The following is a 25,301-nucleotide window of genomic DNA, read 5'->3' on the forward strand; positions in this document are numbered from 1 at the left end:
CTTAACGAACGAGCTCCGATTCTTTGGCTTCTTCTGGCAGTTCGTCAACAAGAACCGGGTTGAAGTCTTCTACCCATGGAAGTCCCCATTTGTTCAGCTCTTCCATGAATGGATCCGGGTTGAACTCTTCCACGTTGTATACGCCTGGTTTGTTCCATTTACCTGTCATGACCATAGCTGCACCGATCATTGCTGGAACGCCTGTAGTGTACGAGATGGCTTGGGAACCAACCTCTTTGTAGCACTCTTGGTGATCACAGATGTTGTAAACGTAGTACGTTTTGTCCTTGCCGTCTTTTTTGCCTTTGAAAATGCAGCCGATGTTCGTTTTGCCCACAGTACGTGGTCCAAGGGATGCCGGGTCAGGCAGTACCGCCTTCAGGAATTGCAGCGGGATGATTTGTTTTCCTTCGAATTCGATAGGTTCGATGGAAGTCATGCCCACATTTTCAAGTGCTTTCAGGTGCGTCAGGTAGCTTTGGCCAAAGGTCATGAAGAAACGAATCCGTTTCAAGCCAGGCATGTTTTTCGCCAAAGATTCCAGCTCTTCATGGTACAACAGGTACATGTCTTTTTCGCCAACTTCCTTGAAGTCGTAGACACGTTTGATTTCCATCGGTTTGGTTTCGATCCATTCACCATTTTCCCAGTATCTACCGTTTGCCGAAACTTCGCGGATGTTGATTTCCGGGTTAAAGTTGGTTGCGAATGGATAGCCATGGTCGCCGCCGTTGCAGTCCAGGATGTCGATGTACTCGATTTCGTCAAAATAGTGCTTCAGGGCATAGGCAGAGAATACGCCAGTTACGCCTGGGTCAAAACCGCTGCCGAGCAGTGCAGTGATTCCTGCTTTTTCAAAACGTTCTTTGTAATCCCATTGCCAGCTGTATTCGAATTTTGCCGTATCTTCTGGCTCATAGTTTGCAGTATCCATATAATGCGTTTTGGTTGCAAGGCATGCATCCATGATCGTCAGATCTTGATAAGGCAGAGCCAGGTTCATGACGATATCCGGTTTAACTTCGTTGATCAGAGCAATCAATTCGTCTACATTGTCCGCATCCACTTGTGCTGTAGTAATTTTTGTTTTGCCACCGTCCAGCTTGGCTTTGAGATCATCACATTTGGATTTGGTACGACTCGCGATACAGATTTCCTCAAAAACTTCGCTATTTTGAACGCATTTGTGTACTGCCACAGAAGCCACGCCGCCGGCGCCGATGATTAGTGCTTTTCCCATTTTTACATTCTCCTATCCCATATGTAGATTTTTTTGGTTTTTGATTCAAATGTCCGTTCCAAGGTCTTCTCATTTTCCAACTTCAGTCAATTCCTGACAACAAAAAAAGCAAGGTGAATAAATGCCGCAATCCGCGCATCATCACACTTGCTTGTCGATATACATCGTGAAAAAACGTAAAGTCTCCATAACCAAAAAAGTTCAAAGAACTCCTCTGGTGGAAAGCTCCCTCATGTATATCAATATCAGATCAGAGTCTATATAGCAAATAATTCGCCTTTACCACTCTTATTGACCGTTTCACAAGTTGATGTGCAATTGCACTGGTTGTAAAGTAACCAACTTATAAAATTTGAGCTTTTAACTCAATCAATAAGGCAACATAAGTTGCCAATCGGCGTTTGACCCGGCTGTCCGTATGGCCTTGACTCCCTCATGGAAGTGGTCAAAATTATCTGCTGGAAAGTGCTCGTTCCAATTGATATAACTGCTTTCCAAAATCACAGGTTAAACAATAACAAACACTTTTAAAAAAATCAAGGGATAACTCAAAAAAAACTTATTTCCTCATTCTGGTCGAACTTTTTACTCGATCAGCTGTCCATTTTTCCGTTAAACTTTCCGAGTTTGTTTTGGAAATTAATTTGGTTTCTCATCTGCTCAGATGCATGTTTGTAGTTTGCACAATGTAACATCAACATATGATTGATCATCTTCTTCAGTGAAAAATAACCATTTTCAATTGGTCAATAACCGTTTACTTAAGAAATGCGAATCATCCCTCCTGTCGCAGATACAATAAGTTATCCATGAAATCATGTTAATCAACAGGCATTAGTATAGTTACTAAAGATATCGAAACTTTACACCTTTACCCATTTATAATGTTGTCCCATTTCTTTGTACTTATTTACTTTAGGAAACTATCAAGCATCGGGTTCATTCTTCTCTCTCAATCTTGCCCGCTATAATCTGAGGTGGATCAGATTGTCTGACAAGATAAAATCCATCCTCATTCACTTTGGGAGTAACTTTAACTTTGTCCCCTACTTCAAGCTGCTCAAGGAGCTCCGAATCTTCAACAATATAATGGATTAGATTGACCTTTTTTTCTCTAAGATCAGCAAAAGGATGAACCGCATCTTCTCTAGATATATTTTCCGCTAGCAGAATTCGATCTTTTTCCTTCTGAAGGATGTAATCCCCAATTTCACTTTTCCAGAATATTTCGCATCCACTAAGTGTACATAGAAGGAAAAGTAGCGTCACTCCTATGACCAATTTTCTCAATCGTATTCCTCCTCACAACACAACTACCTTCTACATATCAGACGTTTCAATTGGAAGGTTTGTTGCTTCTTCAGCTAACATCCATCAACAAAAAAAGCCGCGATATGCGGCTTTAACTCATGCGTTTTTTAAAAATGCTCAAGAACAATTTTACCGACTGTCCGCCCGGTTTCCAAAAGATAATGCGCTTTGCGTAGATTCTCTGCGTTAATCGGCTCCAGTCTCTGAGCAACGGTCGTGCGGATAACACCCTGGTCCACAAGACGTGCAATATCATTCAACAGGTTATGTTGTTCAATCATATCCGGCGTCTGATAGGTTGAACGGGTAAACATGAATTCCCATACAAAGGTTGCGCTTTTATTTTTCAGTAGTGTCAGATTCAGTAATTCATCTGTTTCTACAATAGAACAAATCTTCCCTTGAGGAGCAATGACTTCGGCCATGTTTTGCCAATGCTGCTCTGTACTGTTCAAGCAGAACACATAATCAACCTGATCAATACCAAGCGCCTGAAGCTGAGACACAAATGGCTCATAGTGATTAATCACAACATCTGCACCTTGTTCCTTCACCCATTCAATCGATTCTGGTCGGGAGGCCGTACCAATCACCGTTAAACCGACATAGTTGGCCAGCTGAACCGCAATGGAACCCACACCGCCAGCAGCACCGATAATCAAAATTTTCTTGCCCGTATTTGTGGACTTCTCCATGGGTATACCTAATCGATCAAATAATCCTTCCCAAGCCGTAATTGAAGTTAAAGGCAAAGCTGCTGCCTCCGCATAATCCAAACTGGACGGTTTTGATCCTACAATTCGTTCATCCACAAGGTGAAACTCGCTGTTTCCTCCGGGACGCACGATGCTCCCCGCATAGAAAACTTCATCGCCTGGTTGAAATAATGTAACTTCTGGTCCGATTTGCTCTACAATGCCCGCGACATCCCATCCAAGTACTTTGAGCTCATTCTCGGTGCGTTCCTTCGGCGCTCTCACTTTGACGTCCACAGGGTTAACAGAGACTGCCTTCACTTTCACGAGTAGGTCTTTTCCGGTTGGAACCGGCTTCTTCACTTCCGCATCAACGAGACTATTGGTATTGTCTATGGGCAGGTATTGATAAAGTCCTACGGCTTTCATCGTTTCTTGAGTCATTCTATATTCGCTCCTTTAAATTGAAGTTATATGATTCTACTGTAAAAAAAATGATTTACCAAGGAAGCTGACTATCCATATAGTAGAACCCGCCTGTTGGACCGTCTTCAGACAAGGTAGCCAGACGCACAGCAGTTTTTGCACCGTCCTCTGGGGACAACTCTGCCTTTTCACCGCCCATTTGTGTTTTAACCAAACCGGGATGTACGGAATTCACTTTAAGATTCGTTCCTTGCGCTTTTTGAGCCCAATATGCTGTCAGCATGTTTAATGCTGCTTTGGATGCTGAATATGCAGGTGTAGCAATCCGCTGTGCAAGCTCATTGGTAAGCAGAAATTGTATGGAACCGAGAGCGCTGCTCTGATTGACTATTCGACCAGCTTCACTTTTTAGAAGCAGAGGCATTAAAGATTCTGTGAGATAATAAGGACCAAATGTATTGACCTCAAACGTCTCACGTAGTGCATCGCCTTCGTATTCCTCTTTTTCAGCCCATACCCCCGCATTATTGACCAGGATATCCAATCGTCCGTATGTTTGACTAATCCATCTGGTTACCTCCGCAATATGCTCTGAGTTCGTCACATTCAGCTCTACACCCACGGCTTCGATGCCTTTCTTGCTCAGTTCATTTGCTGTTTCTTCAGCTGTTGCTTGGTTTCGTGCAGCCACCAAAACCGTAATGCCTAATTCCCCCAACTGTCTTGCGACCTCATACCCAATCCCTTTGTTCGCTCCAGTAACCAATGCAATTTTGTTCGTCATTTTTTGTTCCTCCTCCGAAGTTTTATGATTATTTGTTAATGGTGACCAAACCCGATGTTTGCACATGTCTTACACTTCTTAGATGATCCACGTAAGCCTCTTGGCTAATGGCGATCTGCTCATCTGTGATATGATTGGCGTTATGGATGGCAAATGGCGGCAGATAATGGGCTCCAACATAGTTGACGAGCGCCTCCATTGGTTTTGCAATATCACGAATTGTAAATAGATTGTAGCCTCCAGGTTGGTACGAAGCAGCCGTTCCTGACGTCGAAATGGCAATGCCGATCTCTTTTCCTTTAAGATGCTCTCCACCCGGGCCGAATGCCCAACCATATGAGAGGACTTCATCGAACCACTGCTTCATAAGTGGAGGTGTGCTGTACCAATATAAGGGGTATTGGAAAATAATCCGGTCATGACGATCCAACAGTTCTTGTTCATGGATCACATCGATTGATTTATTTTGATAAAACTCATCGAGCACATGTACTGTCGTATCCGGCTGCTCCCTCATCGTATTGGCCAATGCTTTATTAATTCGTGAATTTTGCAAATCCGGATGAGCTAGAATAATTAAGGTTTTCATTTTTAAACATTCCTTTATTTTTATATGAGAATGATCGTTCTAAAAATGACACAAAAGAATGTCCTACATTAAGGCAGGAGCTGGCTCCTGCACTTAACAATCTGCCATTGCTTTTATTGAGTACAACCGTTCTAAATATCTCGTCAAGAAAGCAACAATTTTACTTACTTCTCTAACAACAGCATGCTCATTGTGGAAATACGCTCTAGCTTTTCCTTAGGCACTGATGTCCGGGCCATTACCCTTATACCGATTAAAGCATTATGCAAGTACTCTGCTAATTCTTGTGCACCATACTGGCTTGAGAACTCCCCATTTTCTTGCCCCCAGGAAACGATCTCCACAAGAAGATGCTCCACTTTTTCAAAAGCCCCAACAGCTTTGGCATCTACATCCTCATCCCGGCAAGCCATTTCTACTGCAGAGTTCACAAACATGCATCCAGGTGGCTCGCCCTCATCAGTGCTGCTCATATAATCAAAGATAAATTGAAGAGCTTCCTTGGCTGTCTTGGATTGTTTGACGCCTGCGGCCAATTTGGCATCGGTACGATTGCCGAACCGTTCCATTGCTTTGAAGAACAAGGTACGTTTATCGGTGAACGTATCATAAATGCTTCTGCGATGAATACCCATGTGCTCAACAAGATCACTCATCGACGTTTTCTCATACCCCTGCTCCCAAAACAGCTTCATAGCTTTATCCAAAACTTCGTTTTCCTCAAACTCTTTGCTTCTCGCCATTTCAAATTCCCTCCGATCATCTTGCCATCATAACATTTTTAGAATGATCGATAAAGAATGTCGTTGGAGTCTTATTTTCTCCTTCAAACTAGGTTTAGCAGATCATTCAGCATCTCTGACATGGAAGGATGAGTAAAGATTGTATCACGCAGAACAGTATACGGCTGAGATGAGTTCATGAATACGGAAACGATATTCACGACTTCACTGGATTCTGCACCAAACATGGTGAACCCGAGCAATTGCTCCGTTTTTGAGTCAACAATTGCTTTTAGTAGACCATCAGTCTGTTTCAACTGACGAGCACGCGTGGAAGCCGTGACCGGTAATTTGACGACCCGAATGTCATATCCTTGCTGCAAAGCTTCCGTTTCCGAAAGTCCAACACGAGATAATGGTGGGTCGATAAATACCGAGGTAGGCACCGTCTTCCGGTCGCTTGTTGTCCGCAGTCCGGTTCCAAACCAGTGATCCTTTATAATCCGGTAATCATCCAGGGAGATATAGGTAAATTGTGGGCCTCCATTCACATCCCCAAGTGCCCAGACATGCTGCTTGTTCGTCTGCAGCTTATCATCTACCTGAATGAACCCGCGAGCCGTTAGTTGTATTCCAGCAGCTTCAATATTTAATCCATCTGTATTCGCTGCTCTTCCGGTTGCCACCAATACGGCATTACCTCTCCATTCCTTCAGGCCATCGGGAGATGATAGATCGAGTTGGACCTCGTTCTTTTCTATGTCTTCAATCTGAACAACGTGCGACTGAAGTTCAATTCGGATCCCTTTTTGCTCAAGTACCGTTCGAACTTCACTCGCGATATCCTGATCTTCTCTAGGCAAAAATGTTGCACCTTGTTCAAGGATGGTCACCTCCGTACCAAAACCGGCATAAATAGAAGCAAATTCAAGACCAATGTACCCGCCTCCAATGATTGCCATGCGTTCAGGAAGCTTACCTAGATTCAACAGTTCCGTACTGGTGTATACCTTACTGTTCTGAATACCAGGTATATCGGGAATAATCGGCTTCGCGCCTGTATTAATAAGTATCCGGCTTGCTTCCACCAGGATCGTCCCATCTTGTGTTTTTATTTCTACGATATGATCTGTGAGGAAAGAAGCCTTCCCCGTTATAACGGTAACTCCAGATTGTTCATTCACCATCTTTAAATTCTTCCCACGCAGCATAGTCACCAATTCGTCTTTTTCCAAGATTGCCTGTGCGTATCTCTCTTGACGAGCTTCCGTATTACCCAGACCATATTGTGCAATCAAATGTGATTGATGGGCCAAGGCTTTGGTTGGAATGCAGCCTACATTAATGCAGGTTCCGCCATACATTTGTGAAGACTGTTCAACGACAATCACGCTAAGTCCTTGTTTGGCAAGATAAGGAGCCAGTGTTTTACCGGCTTTGCCAAAACCGATAATGAGTACATCCACTGTATGGTCCATCTCAAATCAATCCTCCCTCTTTCCAATCCCTATTTTGAGAATGATCGTTCTACAAAATGGGGATTGGTTTGTCTTTCCTGTGAATTGATCCTAACATAATGAGAACGATCAGTAAAGAATTATTTTTACCGATCGTTCTCATATTGTGTTACACAAGGACTTATGCGGGTTTTTCCACGATAACGGTAACTGAATTCCTCCTATTTATTACAGTGGATTCAACAGGATAATAACTCAATCTTCGCAGAAAAAGTTCTTGTATTTTTCTTAAGGATCGTGAATTTCTTAAAACAATGAGGGTGATCTGACATAAATGATAAGGAATGTAGAAGCAAAGTACGTAGAGTGTTTTTTCTATTGTGAATTTTTCATATGTTTAAATATTGTAATTAGAGTTAATTGAAATCTTTGCTTCGTGGTTTCAAACCTTTTGTCATCCATTTTGTTCATTAATTAAACAGTTAATGGTAGGGATTAATTGAAAATGGAGGCTCTCTCTAATGAATAAACGGTATTATGACATTTTCTCTGTTGTATTGACTGTGCTCTTGCTTCAATCTGCTTGTGCAGCATCCGATGGAGAATCGATGAACAATCCAAGCCACACACATACAAACAGCAATACACCAGCTATTCAAATACCTGCCGCAACCCATGCTGCCAATAAAGAGGAAAGATTAATTGATCCAGAAGGATACGAATTCAAGGAGATTGGAGCGGAAGATTTTAAAAAAGGCGTTTTTATTGATTTTGAACGGTACAAAAAAAACTTTTTTAACGATGACATTATTTCGAAATTCAAAGGCAATCTAGAAGGTATTGTTGAAAATGATATAGAGAAGTTTAAAATTCATCTCTATGAAGGTTCTCAAAAGGAATCTCTCTTCTTCCATGAAGAAAACGTTCAATATATGTTTAATGATCTGGACCTGCTAGAGAAAATAATCATTGATGGGCGTGAACAAATTCGGATAGGCGTTCAATATGCCAAGAATTATTCGGATGGGACTGTTGAGAATAAAGCCATTACATACTTCTTTACAGAAAATAAAGAAGGCGAATGGCGTATCGAAAACATTGATTAGTTCTTGATGTGAGTTCGTTTAAATTAACTTTGAACAAAAACAGAAAGCAGCTGCCACTGCAGCTGCTCCACGATTGAAAATAAACTTTGATCTGAAACTAATGATACATTGTCAAACACCTTCTCAGTGTCTTCTACTCGTCAAAACGCACAGTGAACACAAGCGCCCAATCCGTTTTGCTTAATGCTTCCTCTGTGAAGTCTCCAGCAAATACCTGGTTTGAACTTGTGGCATGCATAGCAAACGTAGGAATCGGGCGATCGGTTGTATATGTTAAAGTTTCGGTATGTTGAATCAACCCTCGTCCTTTCAACTCCGGATTCCAAGGCAGAGTAAACGTAGCTAACCCTGAACCTGTACTGATCTTAACAATACATGTTTCCTTTTGCTCCTCTATTCTTACTGTATCAATGGATATAATAACTTCGATTTCAGTGCTATTCTCCATTTGCCCTTCTGGACTAAAAAACAAGTCTCCTATAGATCCTGCAAAATCGACTTTCTCTCCATTCTTCCAAATGTCCATATCCAAATTGGCCCTCGGTTTCTCTCCCTCATACTTTAATTTGAATGCACCGGACATCGTGCCAAGAAAAGGTTTTAATTTGGCAGCTTCTCCTTTGGTCAGATCGACTGGCGTTAACGTGAGGCTGTTGGAGATCTTTTTGTCAGGTATAATGGTATCTTCACTTTCTCCAGAACAGCCTGTTAGTACCAACAAGAAGAGCAATATGTAAATGGTTAATCGCAATTTTTCTCACCTCCAATCCAAATTCAGATCAAGTTCACTATTTAATTTTATTGTAGCATACATTTTTTACATATTTATCTATAATCATAAAGCAACCTATCTCCCATATCACGGTTATAAACGTTATTTACTTCAGAACATCATGAAAAGTTAAACTTCCTCTGTATTACTCACGTTCTATAATAGAAAGGAGTTGCTTAATATCCAGGAAACCTTCACAACACTTATCTGTTTACTATTACTAATACTTATAGTATGGAAACAACGGCATCTATTAAAGACCTGTTCACCGAAGCAAATTATAGGAATTATCGTTACTTAGGCTTTAGCAATCTTCGTTGCATTTGTTTGTATTTACCTAGGAGGGAATTGGATCGCAGACCTCTTCCCGATAATATTCCTTAGTGTTTTTGTTTTTGTTTTAATTGTGATCACCACACTCTCCATACTTCATTTCTGTTCACTTAAAATCTTGTCCAAAATCACCAATGGCGTTATGGGTCGTTAATGATCTTACAATCTAACGACCATATTGAAAAAAGCAGCCGATCGCACGGATCGGGCTGCTTTATTGTTATGCTGTTATCTCGTCGACATTGATCTCATAACCTATGGATGCACTGGAGCTAACAAACGCTGAAAACAACTTTTGGCTATATTCATCTACGGTGTAACTGTACTCCGGATGCCATTGAACAGCCAAAACAAATTTATGATTTGGCATAATAACGGATTCAACAAGTCCATCTTCAGCGATTGCCACTGCAATCAACTTATCGGATAACATTTTGATCCCTTGATGATGATAACTGTTCACTTTAATCGTATCTGCTCGAACAATGTCATGCAGCAAATTATTTTTTTCAATATGTACATCGTGTACAAGATTCGTGTATGGAGGAGTCTGCTTATGATTAACGGTATTGCTTACCGTAAATTGTGTAGGGATGTCCTGATATAACGATCCGCCGAGTATCACGTTAAACAGCTGTAATCCCCTACATATGCCAAAGGCAGGCTTATCGAGGTCAATTACTTTCTGAAATAGGAGTGACTCCATCATATCGCGTTCGATACACAACTCCCCGCAGGTATCCTCTACATTTTCATGATAAAGCTCCGGATTAAGATCATGCCCGCCCGTAAACAAGAACCCGTCAAACTCATTCGCCAATGTTGTGATAATCTCAAGATTCGTAGTCAACGGTAGCATTATTGGAATCCCGCCCGCGCCCTCTATTGCTTTCATATAATCCGGAAGCATCCAGTAACTATTTTTGTTGGAATCATACAGCGGCAGGACTCCAATCATGGGCTTTTTCATGGGTTTACCTCCTAATGGTCATCTTCTTGTTGATCGCTTGGTTGGAATAGAACATCTTTTTCATTCAATTTTATCAGATCTCGTTATATACTAACTCACCGAATTATTGTATTTTTCTACCTAACCCAGTTTATTCGTTGCTCACTTGAAAAGGCAAAACAGCCCCTGAATTGGAACATGCTGTTCTTCAGGAGCCGTATCTTGTTCTGAGTATTAAACATCTTCAATCCATCGCTTGATGTATTTAGATCTTGGTCGCCGAAATCGAAAAGGCTCATCCTTAACTTCGAGCAAATAATACCGATCTTTAGGATTGAAGCACTCTGTGAGATATTTCTCCAGTAAATCGATATCGTCGTCCGTTTTGATCAAATATATTTTATTGTGCAGATGTTTTACGTCATACAGCGATTCCAGATGTGATTCAATACAGCGCTCTGTCCAGCCTGGTTTAGAAGGTTCATATGAAAAAAGAAAGATATTCGCAACCATATGCTCCTTATCCCCTTTCAACCGCAATCCTATCGTCCTTGAACAGAATTTTTAACATCGGAGGTGCAATCAGTGTTGTTAGAATAATTGTGATGATGATCGTGGTAAAATGCTGCTGCATAAGTAAACCGGCCTGTAATCCCGTCGCGGCTATAATTAAGGCCACTTCTCCACGTGATACCATTCCTGAGCCGATTGACAATGCCGACCGCATATTGAATCCCGTAATTCGGGCACCAATTGCTCCACCAAACCACTTTGTACATACGGCCATAATCGTAAGAACGATCAGGAATCCCATTTGACTCCCCACTCCATCGAACGAAACGTTTAACCCTATGCTTACAAAAAAGACAGGTACAAAGATAGAATATGCTATAGGCTCGACTCTTTTCTCTACATGATGTTTATGCTCCGTTTGGGATACTGCAATTCCTGCCGCAAATGCACCGATGATCCCCGCGATTCCCATTTTCTCTCCGAAATAAGCAAACGCAAAACAAAAAACCAAGGCGATCGAGAGTACCGGCTCTGAAACGCGTAGTTTGGACGACCAACTGAGCACTTTAGGAACAACTAGCCATCCCAATGCACCCACCACTGCAAAAAAGATGATTTTCTTACCAATTAATAAGGGGATGGAAACATCGCCGCTTGCTCCAGTTCCAAAAAAGCTAGTTAACACCGCCAGCAGCACCACCACCAAAACATCATCCACGACGGCTGCTCCAAGAATTGTTGTGGCTTCTCTCGAGTGTAATTGATTCATTTCTTTTAATACCTGAACAGAGATACTAACGGATGTGGCACTAAAGAGAACTCCAATAAAAAGAGAATGAATCGGTGACATGCCAAAGAGCTGGCCTGCAGCGTATCCCCCAATTACAGGCAGTACGATTCCTCCAATGGCTACAGCCATAGCCGGCTTCCAGTTTTTGCGTAATTGCTCCAAGTCTGTTTCCAATCCTGCCATAAACATAAGAAGGAGAACACCAATCTCAGCGAAAAAGTGGATGAAATCACCATTGCTGATCCACCCCAATACAGCTGGCCCAAGTACTATCCCCACAATTAGTTCACCAAGCACCGACGGTTGACCAAGTTTAACCGATATATGTCCTGCCAATTTTGTACCTATTAAAATCAAAACAATGTACAGCACAAATTCCATTCAATTAAGCTCCCTTATCTTCAATAATATTTGATCCGGATCAACAACGATAGATTAACACAAAAAACATGTGTATAAAATATCGATTTTAAGGCCTTTAACAGCACCTCTGATGCTTTGGAAAGGGTGTCCGAATCCCTGTATACGAAAAACACTATATAATATCTTAAAACGAAAAATAGAGCTTGGTTAACTATCTGCTTTCTTTCAGCAGTCATCACCTGTAGCATAACCTTTTCTTATCCCATTTTATAATTAAAAATGAATCAAAAAAAACAAAAAAAGCCGCTAAAATAGCGACTTATCATGCCTAACATAACGAAGAACACACAAGATCAAACTAGGCCGCGCTTGAAGTAGCCTCTTCTTCTGAATTCAACTGAATGGTACGCTGGCATATTCTTGTAATTCCAAAAGCCAGCAAAGCTAACACCACGGCTACCGGAGGCACCCATGCCACACCACCAAGATTAACGGCAAGTCCACCGACCCCAGAGCCGAGAGCAATGCCCACATTGGCCGCCACAGGCAGCAGTGTGGATGCAAAAGCTTTGGATTCCGGTGCAATCGTTCCAGATACGTCAAACAGGTATAACTGGGATGCAGCGCTCATTGACGACGACAGACAGCCGATCAGGAACAGGAACGTCAAACCTAGCCATAAATTGGACACAGCGAAACTCAGTCCGAGGAAAATAACCGCTTGAATGACGAAAAGCCACTTAAGTTTGGGTAGAAAATCACCCTTGGCTATTTTGGCACCGATCCAATTGCTCAGAATGCTGCACGCTCCGTAGATCAGGAGTATGGCGCTTATCCAACGTACGGGTACCCCCATAGACTCGCTGAGGAGCGGTGTAATATAAGTGAAAGTGACGAAGATACAGCTGTTACCCAGCACTGGAATTAGGCAGGCTAACAATATGCGAGGCTTCATAAAGAGAGCCATCTGATCGCCAAACGAACCGTTAACGGTAGTCGTGCGGCGTGGAAGGATTCGGAACATGAATACAAACGGAACAACACCGATGCATGCAGTAACTACGAATGTCATGGACCAGTTCAGATGCTGTCCAATAAATGTACCGAGCGGCACACCTAGTACATTCGCGATGGAAAACCCTCCCAAAATCCAGGCGATAGCTTCCCCTCTCCGATCCCGATGAACGGCGTCGCTGGCGATTGAGATCGAAAGCGATATCGTAAGTCCGCAAGCAACGGCCGAAACGATGCGAATAGCCATCAAAGAAGGGAACGTTGTTGAGAACACGGTTAATACATTCAACACAAGCACAATGGCGAATCCGATTAAGATGGAGCTTCTTCTGGATATTTTGGCCAAGGATGCCACGGCGAATGGTGTCCCCACTGCATAAGCAATAGCGAATCCGGACACCAGCGCACCTGCAGCAGCGAGAGATACTTTCATATAAGTTTCGATTTCTTTCAACACACCGACAATGACATACTCGGTTGTTCCCAGTACAAAGCTTACGAGCGTGAGCGTTAAAATAAGTAGATTTTCTCTAGTTCTGGTCATCAAATTAATTTCACTAATCCTTTCTAATGTTGCAAGCGCTTCAATTCTTGAGACAGCTCCTACTCTATGTATTTTCTGCTTTCCCATCCCTTCGGTTTCGATATATAGTACATATTGGATAGTGAAATTGTACTGTCAGAGTTGCCAGACGACAATCAAGGTTGTTGTGGTTTTGATTTAAAACATTATGAATGTTGTCATTTTTCATCATAGAACCTCGAAGGGAAGACATAGATGGATACACGCCACGAACCCGGCCAACTATATGAAGATCAGGATTGTATCATTATTTATGTCGGGAAGCTGGCGGACAATCCCCAGTGGAGTTTTCCGACTCATAAGCATGACGACCTGCACGAGATTATTTACGTTAATGAAGGAAAAGGTTCATTCACCATTGATGGTGCAAAGCATTTGGCCCAAAAGGGAGACCTGCTCGTATACAATAGAGGCACACTTCACGAAGAAAAGTCTGACCCCGAATATCCGTTATCCACCTTTTATTGTGGCTTTCGTTTCAGAGAGGGTATCCAGAGCGATGCCGATTGGGTCGTACCTCCAGGTGGTGAACCAATCATTCGCGCAAACCGGTATTCGGAAGAGCTGCATTCGTTAATGCAGACCTTATTCAGTGAATTCTCCATTCGTGAGGATGGATACGAGCGCATCTCCCAGCATGTGTTGAAAGCCGTACTACTGATCATCGGACGCATGTCCCGCCATCAACAATCTGCTGGACAGATCATACGGGGCAACACCCTTGCTGCGAGTATTAAGGACTATCTGGATACGAACTACAGGCAAAACATTAAACTGAAGGAACTCGCTGAACAATTTCATATCGACTTCTATTACCTGATTCATATGTATAAGAATTGCTACGGCATTTCCCCCTATCATTACTTGATCCAACGACGAATGGGTGAAGCAACCCGGCTGTTAGTCTCGACCAAGAAGAAAATATGGGAAATTGCCAAATTAGTTGGGTATGATAACCCCAATTACTTCACCATCCTATTTACCAAAACGGTCGGCGAATCCCCGCGAAGCTTTCGCAAGCGAAACCAAAAAGATATGTTTGGGGATGCTGCCTCCCAATCATAAAGAAGAAATCTCCCTGACCTGTACTTCCTAAACACACCATTCCGGCTGGTAAGTTAAAATGTACAAAGGCGCTCCCTATAAGAGCGCCTTTTGACGTTTGATCATAACCTTATATTTAATCTAGAGTGTAAATCGACGGACCAAATTTTGCATATTTTCAGCTGTTTTGGATAATTGCACGGATGATGCAGCAATCTCCTCCATGGCCGCCATTTGCTCTTGGGCTGCTGCCGAAGTGGTCTGGGCACTGTCAGCAGATACTTTGGAGATATTGGCCATTTCTGCCACAGAAGCAGAGACTTGCTCCGTACTTGCTGCCAGCTGCTCTGATACAGCAGATACATCCTGGATCTGATCCACAATATGAGTCGTATATTGTTCAATGTTCGATATGGTTGCAGAAGCCTCGCGGCTGATCCGCATCCCTTCGCCGACTTGATTTCGAACGTTATCATTCATTAGTGATGTGGATTTCTCAATCAGGTCGAACATTTTGCCGATGGTTGCGCCTATTTCTTCTGCGCTTTGTTTGGATTGCAAGGACAGCATGCGTACTTCACCTGCAACGACAGCAAAACCTTTTCCATGCTCTCCTGCCCTCGCTGCTTCAATTGAAGCATTAAGTGAAAGAAGATTCGTTTGGCGAGAGATATCCGCAATCGCCTCGTTCATTCTGCCCGCTTCAGCTGATAGATTAGACAGCTCGTTAATTAATGCCGAGGCTTCTTGGACGGCCACTAGGATGTGTTCCATTTGGTCGCCGACTTGGTTGATGGTTTTCCCACCGTTTGCGACAGCACGCTCTGTCTCTTCAGCTGAATCTACAATGGCACTGGCAGACTCTGCGATGGTACTGATCCCTCTGGCCATTTCTTCCACTGCATTCGCTGTTTGTTCAGAACTTTCTGCGCCAACGACTGCGCTTTCAGCGGTCTGCTGGATCGTTTCAGCAACATGTTGAACAGAAGCGTTCGTTTGTTCGGTGCTTTCATGTATCATTTGCGAGGTATGGTTTAAAAGCGACGATGTCTGATTAAGTTCAGAAACGACAGATTGTAATGAAATGGTCATCTGGTCAAAGTCATTCGCCAGTATACCAAATTCATCTTTATTCCTAAGATTAACCCGTTCCGTCAAATTTCCTTCCCGTACACGACGGGTTGCCGTTCGCAATTTTTGCATAGGTACCATGAAGGATCTCAAAATAAAGAATATGATCATTCCAGCCAGCACTGTAGAAATGATAATTACGGTAAGACTAGTGACCAGGATTGGTTTCGCAGCTGCGATAAAATCTTCATGGCCCATCAAAGTGATAACATTCCAGCCGGTTAACGCATTAACGCCGTTATTAACCTCCAAGTCATATTCCAGATCTGTTCGGACAAATTGGGAGAATGCCATGGGTTCATCAGGACTTGATGCCGTATTGGGATGGACAGGTATTCCTTCAAAAAGTGGTCCGCCGAGCATCACTCCTCCACTATCTACAATGGCACCAGCCCAAGCTGCGATGGTTCGATTGGAGTCAACTATAATCAAACTTCCATTACCCCCAACATCCACGTAGGAGATCTCTTCTGCTAATGGTGCCAGATCAAGCTTTATGCTTGCTACGCCTTGTCCACTTGAGAGAGCTTGGGATATCTCGACATATATCTCCCCCGAATCGGAGTCTTTCATAATGCTGGAAAAATAGACCGATCCATTATTATTTTTACCATTGGTGTACCAATCTGTACTACGTGGATCATATGTTGTCTCTCCGATCTCTGGAGAAGTAATAAAACGGCCCTGATCGTTACCTACAGTAATCGCTAGAATATCAGGATATGTATCTGCTAACTGGTTTAATTCTGCTTGCACTGCTTCAATGTTTACCTGACTGGCGTCAGCACTTACCAATCGATCTATATAACTTAACAGTTCTGCTTTTGTCCCTACCAGATTATTAATATGCTGTCCTGCCATTGTTAATATGGTATTCATCGGATCTGTCATGCTTTTTTGGACCTGATCCTGTGCACTGTGATAAGAGAAATATCCGATAAGTGCTGTTGGAATGATAAGTACCGTGAGGAAAGCTGCAATGAGCCTGGTGCTCATTAAATGTGAAACAGATGCTAGTCTCTTTATTAATGACACTTTATTCTTTTTCTTTTTTTCGTTCAAATGGATCTCCCTCTCATGTTAAATTAAGAACAAAACTATATATCGGTATATCTAGTAAATAATTTAATTAATGGTATTTATTAATTTTTATTAATAGCTAATATTGCTTTGTAAACGACTTTGCTCCAGTGATGAAAGTCCCCCCCTTATTGATAATTTATTGATGTATGTAAACGCAAAAAAACCCATATATATGCACACTCAAAGAAACTTTGAGCATGTATATACACAGGTATTGCCTGATAAAAATCAGTAACAAGCCTTATTTGTTTTGTATTATAGCATAGATAGGACCGTTATGTTAACCATAATTTGGTTTGTCATCGACATATACTCGGATCAAAATGTCCTGATCATGGTTACCAAAACCAGCTCCATACAACGTTAATCCCCCTACATGATCTGCCTGCTCTTCAACCGCAAACCTGAGTGTCCAGAACGGTTCTCCCAGCCTCACATCATTCAGCGTCACGTCTGACATCAACTCTCCATCTATCGTTGTCCCGAAAGCATCCACTCGAATTGTCTTCAATAATCCATATTGATTCACGTTGCGATGCCACCATTCCGGTGTATATTTTCCTCGTGCCGCCCTGCCGAAATCCGCGGGACTTGTCCACGTTCCGAGCTCAATGCCATTAAAGCTGAAGGTAATATCTGATGGCCAATCATCTCTTAAACCTGGTGCTTCAGAAGCCAACTCCATGGATATTTCTATAGCGTCCGCACTGGGATTGGGATATAGATAGTTAGGCGTTTTATACTCCACATAACCTCTCCCGAACCACAGGATGGAAGCTTGAACCCGTTCAGGATCCAGGAAGTAGCGCGGATCGTCCCATACCCCAATTTCCTTCTCTCTCGTACCCAGACCGCAAGTGGGATGAATATCAAACGCAGTATAATGACCAACCGAGATGGTCTGTTCCCTCATATTCGTAACTCTGCTGGCTGCGGGCAGCTCAATTTCAATCTTTTTTTGTTTGAGAAAACACATTTTGTGTGTTCCTCCATTACGCCGGACTCTGTGGCTTCCGATTAATTCGGCTTCTTCCAATTTTCGGATATGCATTGTAACAATGGACGGGCTAAGTTTGATCTGTGCGGCGATATCCTTGACACTCATCTCTTGATCGGCTATCAACTCCATAATCCGCCAGCGAACTTCACTGGCTAGCGCATCGTATAAAGGCATAAACCGGGACTCCCCGTTGGATTGAATCATTTTTTACACTCTCCTGCTCACACTCGGTGAAATCACATTTATATAAATTTAAAGAATATTAATTGAAATTACAAGTCCCTTCTATTGAAATGGACAGTGGGTTGGTGTTTAATTTCAGTAGCTTCCTATTATTAGAATTCTTATTTTTATGAATTTATCATCGAGGTGAAATAACAAATGAAGTTTAACAATCCCGTCATCAAAGGGTTCTATCCAGATCCAAGCGTCTGCAGAGTAGACGATACGTATTACCTAATTTGCAGTTCATTTCAATTTTTCCCCGGAGTACCGATTTTCGAAAGCAAAGATCTGATTAACTGGAAACAGATTGGTCATTGTCTAACGAAAACGAGTCAGGTACAACTTGCACATGTGAACAGTTCAGGAGGCGTATTCGCTCCTACCCTTCGGCATCATAACGGGCGATTCTACATGACGACCACGAATGATACGACCCGCCAGAACTTCTATGTGTGGACAGACGATATCTATGGCGAATGGTCTGAGCCCATATTCGTGGATCAGGGTGGAATCGATCCGGACTTATATTTCGAAGACCAAAAGGCTTACTTTATGAGTAACGGTTCTGACGATTTCGGCGTCTCGGGGATCGTTCAATGTGAGATCGAGATTGAAACGGGCAAAAAGCTTACACCGAGCCGGACCATATGGCAAGGTACCGGAGGACGTTACCTGGAAAGTCCTCATATGTATAAGATCAACGGTCTTTATTATCTGCTGGCTGCTGAAGGAGGTACCGAATACGGTCACATGGAAACATATGCACGCGGATCCTCTGTCTCCGGTCCTTTCGAAGCTTATCCTCACAATCCGGTGTTAACCAACCGTAACCTGGGCGGTTATGAGCTGCAAGGTGTTGGACATGGCGATCTGGTTCAGGATGTTGAGGGAAATTGGTGGCTCTTCCACTTGGGATTCCGGCAGATCGGACAATGGCAGACGTTTCACCATCTTGGACGCGAAGTTTTTGTAGCACCTGTGACCTTCAATGAAGACGGCTGGTTTACAGCGGGTCACAATGGAACGACTTTATTAACTTTTGAAACAGACCGGATATCCGAATCTGTCGTTCAGGTGGAGAAGAAGTCATTTACTTTTGACAACACGGAATGGGACAAGGATTGGTGCTATCTCAGACATCCTCATCCGCAGAATTATATGCTGCAATCCAACAAGCTAACGCTTAAAGGAACGGACGTCTCGCTGGATCAACCGGGCACCCCTACCTTCATCGGTATACGACAAAAGGACTTCAATGCCATCATTTCTTGTGATGTTAGCCTTACAGACGGAGAAGCAGGCATCACCCTGTATATGGATGAGCACCATCATTATGATCTGGCTATACGAAAAGACGCTGAAGGTTATAAGGTGATCGAGCGCCTTAATATCGGAGATATCAAATCGATTGAAAAAGAAGTGCATCTCGGAAGCCGTAACCAAGCCACATTGAAGATCCGGGCAACCAATGATCGTTATACCTTTAGCTTGGATAACCAGGGTAAGGAGATTGAATTAGGCAACGCACATACGAAATACCTATCCTCTGAGGTAGCCGGTGGGTTTACAGGCGTAGTCATCGGTTTATATGCCTATGGCGAAGGATCTGTGGCAGAATTCTCAGAATTCAAGTGCGACTATAAATAATAGCCAGATCTACAAGTTAAACAATAGAAATTTACATTTCTAACTTTTGTCTAACTGCATGTAAAAAAAGCGAGGATGTCCTCAAAGTCAACACTTTGGAGACATCCTCGCAGTCTTATACAACTGGAACTAAACTAATTTAAATTGAAAACTTACATCGTGCTCGTATCAATCACGAATCTGTACTTCACATCCGAAGCAAGTACACGTTTATAAGCTTCATCAATTTGGTCAGCCGAGATGACTTCGATCTGAGGTGTAATGTCATGTTTCGCACAGAAGTCCATCATTTCCTGGGTCTCCCGGATACCACCAATCATGGAACCTGCAAATGAACGACGGTGACCGATGAGAGACATGACGTTTACTGCGAGCGGCTCACCAGGTGCACCTACGTTTACGAGTGTACCATCCAGCGTAAGCAATCCGAAATAAGCGTTAATGTCAATGTTGGCACTTACCGTGTTAATGATCAGATCAAAGGAACCTGCAAGCTTCTCGAACGTTTCTGCTTCACTTGTGGCGTAATAGTGGTTTGCACCAAACTGCAAACCATCTTCTTTTTTATTCAGGGATTGGGACAGAACAGTCACCTCGGCACCCATGGCATGTGCAATTTTGACAGCCATATGGCCGAGACCACCCATCCCTACAATCGCTACTTTTTTCCCTGGAGCTGCTTCCCAATGGTGAAGCGGCGAGTATGTTGTGATACCTGCGCAAAGTAACGGTGCAGCGGCTTCGAGTGCAATGTTATCCGGAATTCGAATAACGAAATTTTCGGTCACGACGATGTGAGTCGAATATCCACCTTGTGTGGGTTCACCGTATTTATCAACCCCACCATACGTTTGAATATTGCCTTTGAGGCAGTACTGCTCTTCTCCTCTGCGGCAATTTTCGCATTCCCCACAGGAGTCAACCATACATCCTACGCCTACTCGGTCACCCACTTTATATTTTGAAACTTCAGTTCCTACTTCTGTGACAATACCTGCAATTTCATGTCCAGGAACCAGCGGATAATTCACCGGGCCCCATTCACCGTGAGCCGTATGAATGTCAGAGTGACAAATGCCGGCATATTTGATTTCAATCAGGACATCATGTGTGTCCAGATCGCGTCGTTTGATTTCAGCCGACCGGAACGATTGATCCGGTCCGTCCACAGCACGTGCTTTAGCAGTTATCATCATTGAAACCTCCTAAGATGTCATTTTCCAAGAGAATACACCCATTCAGTGGCAAGAATCATGATTGATATAATGATCAGTCATTCCTTCTTTTTCTCTCGCAAAATCATCTTAATCCCTCTAGTTAACTCTAGGTCAAATATCTTTTCTAAATTTTTTTTATAGTAATAGTTAAAGATAATTCTAAGCTCCCTTATTGTCATTGCTGACTTTGACATCCTGTATATACCGTGATAAGATTCCCCACAGAAGCTAGAGTTAACTCGAAGTCTATGCCGTAAGAAAAGGAGATCCGTATGACATACTCAATCAGCGAAGTTGCCAAAGAATTGAATCTCACCGTATATACATTGCGTTATTATGATAAGGAAGGGCTTATGCCTTTTGTCGAACGTACCCCTAGCGGAGTGCGCAAGTTTAAAGAATCCGACATTGATTTTCTGAAAATTATTCAATGCCTGAAACTCACGGGTATGCCGATTAAGGATATCAAGGATTTCATTGAATGGTGTTCCGAAGGCGACTCCACGCTGCAGGAGAGATATGACATGTTCATTGAACGCAAAGCCAGTGTGGAAGCACAAATGGAAGAACTGAGAAAGACCATGGAAGTCATTGAACACAAATGCGCCTATTATAAAACTGCCATCGCTGCAGGAACGGAAGATATCCATAAAAAAAATAAAATGGGTCAATCAGTGACGAATTAAAGAAACACCAAAAACCTAGAATCCATTCGGACCTAGGTTTTTTGGTGTTTCTTACTGAAAGGTTACGGATTCAATTTGATTGTTCCAGCTAATCACAAATTGAATGGGATCACTTTTCTATCTAATTATTACCCAGTAAGGGTAATTACAAATTATTCTAAATACCAGGCATCAGTTCCTTATATTCCGTAGGGCTGTATCCGGTATACTCCTTGAACACCTTAGAGAAATAATGCTGATCACTGAAGGATAGAAGGTCCGATAATTCCTTAAACTTCATATCAGGTTGCTGTTCCATCAGCCTGCAGGCTTCCTGAATTCTCAGCCGGGTATAATACTGAACAAAAGTGGCTTGCGTTACGTTTTTGATCACCCTGCTAACATAAGATGGACTGACGTGAAACTTCAAAGCGATGTCGTTTATGGATAAGTGGGAATATTTATTGAGTTTGATGTACTCATCCATCTGCTCGAATAGAAGCTCCTTGCTTTTTCGGACATGCGACTGCAGCATATCAAAACACTGCCCTGTCCATTCCTGTAGTTCCCGGCAGAAGTCGGCATATGTCGTTGCTTCCAAGAGCTGTTTGGCCCGGTGCTCCAGACCAAGCCTGATCCCCGATCCTTGTTCTTCGTACAGATGAGCGAACGTATCCACCAATAACCCTATGAAACGTTCCACCTCTCTCACATGCACATGCTCCTCCGCCCATCGGTCCAGCAGCTCGGACAACTTCAGAATGAACCGCTCTTTCTGATAAGCCTGTATCATTTGTACAAATGCGGATTCCAATGCAGAATCCACACATCCTGATTCCAGTCTCGCCGTCGATACTGGATTTCCAGTGTCGAGTGCCAATCCTTGTTTTAACCGCTGCTGTGCAGATAATATCGACGTTATTTGATGATAGACTTCAGGCAGTTGTCCCGACTCGGAGGACAGCAGTTGCCCTCCAATCATCGCATCCATGTGATACGTAACCAAATGACGCCGTAATGATTCCAGACATTCATGCATGGAGGAATAAGCAGCAAGCGCTCCCTTGTTTACGAAAACGATAAATTGATTCGGCGTTTGACTACGTAACACACGACAAGACTGGGGAGCAAAAAGAATCTCCACTGCATCAAGAAGCGTCTGCTGTGTCCATTGTTCCTTCCCTGGTGTAAATGGCTGCTTACGCAAAATAATCATCATCTGAGAAAGCAGCGAAAAATCCTCCCCCTTTTGCACTTCAGCATAACACTGAGGGTCGACAATCTCTTGCAAGTCATTTGAATTTTTGGATTTCTGTTGATCAAGCTGGTCAATTACCCGTCTCATGACCTCTTCTAACGCCTCTTGCTCAACCGGTTTCAGCAAATAGTCGAACACCTGCAGGTTGAGTGCTTTTCGTGTGTATTCAAAGTCGCTATAGCCACTAATTAGAATCACTTTCAAGTCCGGGTTCTCCTTCTTCGCTTGCTCAATCAACGATAACCCATCCATCTTCGGCATCCGAATATCGGTTAGCAGCAGATCAATGGGTTCAAGCTGAATTGCAGCCAGGGCATCCTCTCCATTCGTTGCCGTAGCCACCACATGAATGGGAAGGGTAAGCGCATCCAAAAGCATTTTTACATTACGCAGTATTGGCTTGCTATCATCTACAATCATGACGTTATACATCACATGTCTCCCCTTTGCCTAGTAAAAGTCCTTTGTCAGCGAACCAATGATTTGAATGGTGGCTCCGTTTTCGCCATGTGCGTGATTGTTGAAAATGTTGAAAAACAGCCGATTACTATACATCAGTTTAAGCCGATTGATGCTATTGAGCATCCCCATATTACCAAGGGACGTTGGATGGTTGAGAAGATGGTTCTCTCCAGCAGCGGATTCCTGAACCTTTGCGAGGATCTCCTGCATTTTATCAAGTGGGAAACCTTCTCCGTTGTCTTTAATCTCAAGTGCCCATAGTCCGTTATATTGTTTCACCGTAATTTGAATACGCCAAGGCGGTGCAGTATTGGAAAAGGCATGTTCAATGCAATTTTCTACGAAAGGTTGAATGACCAGCCTCGGAAGTCGAATTTCGCTCGTTAAAGCGTCGGCATGAATCTCCCACTCCAAATCTTCTTCATACTTCTGCTGTACAAGTGATAAGTAATGTCTGGTATGATCCAGCTCATCAGCCAAAGTCACATGTGCGTAAGGCGAAGAAACAATATAGCGTAGACTGTCCGAGAGATGTTTGCACATATCCGATACAACCTTGGTCTTTCCCTCCTGTGCTGCGATGCTGATGAGATACAGGACGTTGTGTATAAAATGAGGAGCAATCTGAGCTTGCAAAGCCGAATTACGTGCCATGACTTCTTCATGTAATGCTGCCTTTTCCCGGTCTATGGATTGCTGCAATCGTTCCATCAAATCCTGAAAAGCTTCATTCAACAGCAGCAAATCATTGTTCTTCGGTCTCTCGTCGACCTTCAGATTCATATTGCTGTAATTGATACGCCAGATCTGACTGCGAAGCTTGCGGATCGGAAGCAGCAAATTGCGTGTAGTCAAGAGGATGTATACAAAAGAAACCAGCATCAAGGCTGTAATCAGTAGAATCGACATGCTCTGTACCGAATGGATTGAGCCTAATACCGAATGTTTGGGTGTAACGATATAGGTAATCCATCCTGTGCTGGGGGACGTCGAATGCGTGACGTAGTTGTTCTGTTTGTCCACGTCCAATCCCTCGTCGGATAACGGTTTGGTCCATTCTAACAAAGTGGTTCCCGATTCCGATCCGGTCATTTGATTACCTTGCTGGTTTAGAATATACACTTCGCCTGCAGCAATTCCCTCCGTGAGTTTTTGGATATACGCCTGATCCATTTGAATACTCAGATAACCGTACACCTTCCCGTTCTGATCATTGATCGTGCGGACGAAGGAGATCGTATCCTCTTGACGCACCAGAATGAATCCGTTCCCTTCCCACTCTCGTCCATCGCCGCTGGTAGCTACCATATTGCTGAGCATCGCGGGAAGATCTCCACTCCCCAGGTACGAGGTGAGCAGCACCCCTTCCTTGTCATAGATCGTCATGTCCTTCATATTCATGCTGGGTCCGATGGCCTGAAACATAATGTCTTTCAGCTTCCGGATCTGATTCAGCCTCTCGTAATTACTATGAGCCGTGGAACTCTTCTCCATCGTTGCGAAGATATCCTTGCTGGCCAAAATTCGCTGGGACAACTGGTTCTGCTGCTCGACATAGAGATCAACCTGCTCTCTGACCTTAGTCGCTGTCACAAGCATATCCTGCTCCGTTTTTTGTTTGAGCGGGCGGACAACGATCATGTTTACATAAACGATAAAACAGCCCAGCACGAACATTAGCAGGGCCAGAAATGTCAAGAATACCTTCGTTTGCAAACTGAATTGAGTTGCCCGATGTATCAGCTTTATCATCCTTCTAAATGTCCTCCTGTTCCCCCATCATGATGCGTCTCTCAACCATTTATGTCCTACTGTATCATGTGAACGATTGAAATGATAGCGATTTCAAGTTCAGAATATTACACATGAACGTTCAAGCACAGACATGTACCGGGAACAGATAAAAATTTATAATCGAATTT

At 43.0% G+C, this 25,301-nt stretch carries 21 protein-coding genes; 4 read left to right on the forward strand and 17 right to left on the reverse strand.

Annotated elements, in window-relative coordinates; translation table 11 throughout:
* Position 1: 1 nt before the first annotated feature.
* The 7 genes from MH144_RS04730 to MH144_RS04760 all read right to left on the reverse strand — a co-directional run bounded on the left by MH144_RS04730 (position 2) and on the right by MH144_RS04760 (position 7,245).
* Positions 2 to 1,240, reverse strand: coding sequence for a saccharopine dehydrogenase family protein (locus MH144_RS04730; RefSeq protein ID WP_183520271.1), 1,239 nt, complete (start codon positions 1,238 to 1,240; stop codon positions 2 to 4).
* 939 nt (positions 1,241 to 2,179) lie between these two features.
* Positions 2,180 to 2,530, reverse strand: coding sequence for a DUF3221 domain-containing protein (locus MH144_RS04735; protein WP_239297916.1), 351 nt, complete (start codon positions 2,528 to 2,530; stop codon positions 2,180 to 2,182).
* A gap of 128 nt (positions 2,531 to 2,658) precedes the next feature.
* Positions 2,659 to 3,690: a zinc-binding alcohol dehydrogenase family protein gene (locus tag MH144_RS04740; RefSeq protein ID WP_239297918.1), complete on the reverse strand. Its 1,032-nt coding sequence runs from the start codon at positions 3,688 to 3,690 to the stop codon at positions 2,659 to 2,661.
* A gap of 55 nt (positions 3,691 to 3,745) precedes the next feature.
* Positions 3,746 to 4,456, reverse strand: a complete 711-nt coding sequence (locus tag MH144_RS04745; RefSeq protein WP_239297920.1) for an SDR family oxidoreductase — start codon at positions 4,454 to 4,456, stop codon at positions 3,746 to 3,748.
* Positions 4,457 to 4,484: 28 nt separating this feature from the next.
* Positions 4,485 to 5,045, reverse strand: coding sequence for an NAD(P)H-dependent oxidoreductase (locus MH144_RS04750; protein WP_239297922.1), 561 nt, complete (start codon positions 5,043 to 5,045; stop codon positions 4,485 to 4,487).
* Positions 5,046 to 5,209: 164 nt separating this feature from the next.
* Positions 5,210 to 5,788 carry a TetR/AcrR family transcriptional regulator gene (locus tag MH144_RS04755; protein ID WP_239297924.1) on the reverse strand — a complete coding sequence of 193 codons (579 nt, stop codon included), beginning with the start codon at positions 5,786 to 5,788 and terminating at the stop codon, positions 5,210 to 5,212.
* 83 nt (positions 5,789 to 5,871) lie between these two features.
* A complete protein-coding gene (locus tag MH144_RS04760; protein WP_239297926.1) occupies positions 5,872 to 7,245 on the reverse strand; it encodes an FAD-dependent oxidoreductase in 1,374 nt (457 codons plus the stop codon).
* Between the two features lie 500 nt (positions 7,246 to 7,745).
* Between MH144_RS04760 and MH144_RS04765 the strand changes: the two genes are divergently transcribed.
* Entirely contained in the window at positions 7,746 to 8,330 is a 585-nt protein-coding gene (locus tag MH144_RS04765; RefSeq protein WP_239297928.1) for a hypothetical protein, read from the forward strand.
* A 133-nt stretch (positions 8,331 to 8,463) separates the two neighbouring features.
* Here the strand turns inward: MH144_RS04765 and MH144_RS04770 are convergent, their stop codons facing one another.
* From MH144_RS04770 to MH144_RS04790, 5 genes are all read right to left on the reverse strand, one after another.
* Positions 8,464 to 9,081: a hypothetical protein gene (locus MH144_RS04770; protein WP_239297930.1), complete on the reverse strand. Its 618-nt coding sequence runs from the start codon at positions 9,079 to 9,081 to the stop codon at positions 8,464 to 8,466.
* A 574-nt stretch (positions 9,082 to 9,655) separates the two neighbouring features.
* Positions 9,656 to 10,405: a gamma-glutamyl-gamma-aminobutyrate hydrolase family protein gene (locus tag MH144_RS04775; protein WP_239297932.1), complete on the reverse strand. Its 750-nt coding sequence runs from the start codon at positions 10,403 to 10,405 to the stop codon at positions 9,656 to 9,658.
* A 213-nt stretch (positions 10,406 to 10,618) separates the two neighbouring features.
* Positions 10,619 to 10,897 (reverse strand): hypothetical protein, encoded by a 279-nt coding sequence (locus MH144_RS04780; protein WP_239297934.1) that lies wholly within the window; start codon positions 10,895 to 10,897, stop codon positions 10,619 to 10,621.
* 7 nt (positions 10,898 to 10,904) lie between these two features.
* A complete protein-coding gene (locus MH144_RS04785; RefSeq protein ID WP_239297936.1) occupies positions 10,905 to 12,068 on the reverse strand; it encodes a cation:proton antiporter in 1,164 nt (387 codons plus the stop codon).
* Between the two features lie 340 nt (positions 12,069 to 12,408).
* Entirely contained in the window at positions 12,409 to 13,608 is a 1,200-nt protein-coding gene (locus tag MH144_RS04790; protein ID WP_239297938.1) for an MFS transporter, read from the reverse strand.
* A 234-nt stretch (positions 13,609 to 13,842) separates the two neighbouring features.
* On the opposite strand from MH144_RS04790, the gene MH144_RS04795 reads away from it, so the two are divergent.
* Positions 13,843 to 14,712 carry a helix-turn-helix domain-containing protein gene (locus MH144_RS04795; protein WP_239297940.1) on the forward strand — a complete coding sequence of 290 codons (870 nt, stop codon included), beginning with the start codon at positions 13,843 to 13,845 and terminating at the stop codon, positions 14,710 to 14,712.
* A 120-nt stretch (positions 14,713 to 14,832) separates the two neighbouring features.
* Here the strand turns inward: MH144_RS04795 and MH144_RS04800 are convergent, their stop codons facing one another.
* Together MH144_RS04800 and MH144_RS04805 are read right to left on the reverse strand one after the other, a co-directional pair.
* On the reverse strand, positions 14,833 to 16,818 hold the full coding sequence (locus MH144_RS04800) for a methyl-accepting chemotaxis protein (protein ID WP_239297942.1): 1,986 nt from the start codon (positions 16,816 to 16,818) through the stop codon (positions 14,833 to 14,835).
* Between the two features lie 367 nt (positions 16,819 to 17,185).
* Positions 17,186 to 18,109 (reverse strand): ArsR/SmtB family transcription factor, encoded by a 924-nt coding sequence (locus tag MH144_RS04805; RefSeq protein ID WP_239297944.1) that lies wholly within the window; start codon positions 18,107 to 18,109, stop codon positions 17,186 to 17,188.
* Between the two features lie 177 nt (positions 18,110 to 18,286).
* On the opposite strand from MH144_RS04805, the gene MH144_RS04810 reads away from it, so the two are divergent.
* A complete protein-coding gene (locus MH144_RS04810; RefSeq protein ID WP_239297946.1) occupies positions 18,287 to 19,777 on the forward strand; it encodes a glycoside hydrolase family 43 protein in 1,491 nt (496 codons plus the stop codon).
* A 152-nt stretch (positions 19,778 to 19,929) separates the two neighbouring features.
* Here the strand turns inward: MH144_RS04810 and MH144_RS04815 are convergent, their stop codons facing one another.
* The gene (locus tag MH144_RS04815; RefSeq protein WP_239297948.1) at positions 19,930 to 20,970 is read right to left on the reverse strand and encodes an NAD(P)-dependent alcohol dehydrogenase; all 1,041 of its coding nucleotides are present in this window, start codon (positions 20,968 to 20,970) and stop codon (positions 19,930 to 19,932) included.
* Between the two features lie 296 nt (positions 20,971 to 21,266).
* On the opposite strand from MH144_RS04815, the gene MH144_RS04820 reads away from it, so the two are divergent.
* Positions 21,267 to 21,680, forward strand: coding sequence for a MerR family transcriptional regulator (locus MH144_RS04820; protein ID WP_095287210.1), 414 nt, complete (start codon positions 21,267 to 21,269; stop codon positions 21,678 to 21,680).
* A gap of 157 nt (positions 21,681 to 21,837) precedes the next feature.
* Here MH144_RS04820 and MH144_RS04825 read toward each other — a convergent pair whose 3' ends face one another.
* Both MH144_RS04825 and MH144_RS04830 read right to left on the reverse strand, forming a co-directional pair.
* Positions 21,838 to 23,349: a response regulator gene (locus MH144_RS04825; protein WP_239297950.1), complete on the reverse strand. Its 1,512-nt coding sequence runs from the start codon at positions 23,347 to 23,349 to the stop codon at positions 21,838 to 21,840.
* An 18-nt stretch (positions 23,350 to 23,367) separates the two neighbouring features.
* Positions 23,368 to 25,131, reverse strand: coding sequence for a cache domain-containing sensor histidine kinase (locus MH144_RS04830; RefSeq protein WP_239297952.1), 1,764 nt, complete (start codon positions 25,129 to 25,131; stop codon positions 23,368 to 23,370).
* Positions 25,132 to 25,301 lie beyond the last annotated feature (170 nt).

This window comes from Paenibacillus sp. ACRRY (genome assembly GCF_022346995.1).
Taxonomy (GTDB): Bacteria; Bacillota; Bacilli; order Paenibacillales; family Paenibacillaceae; genus Paenibacillus.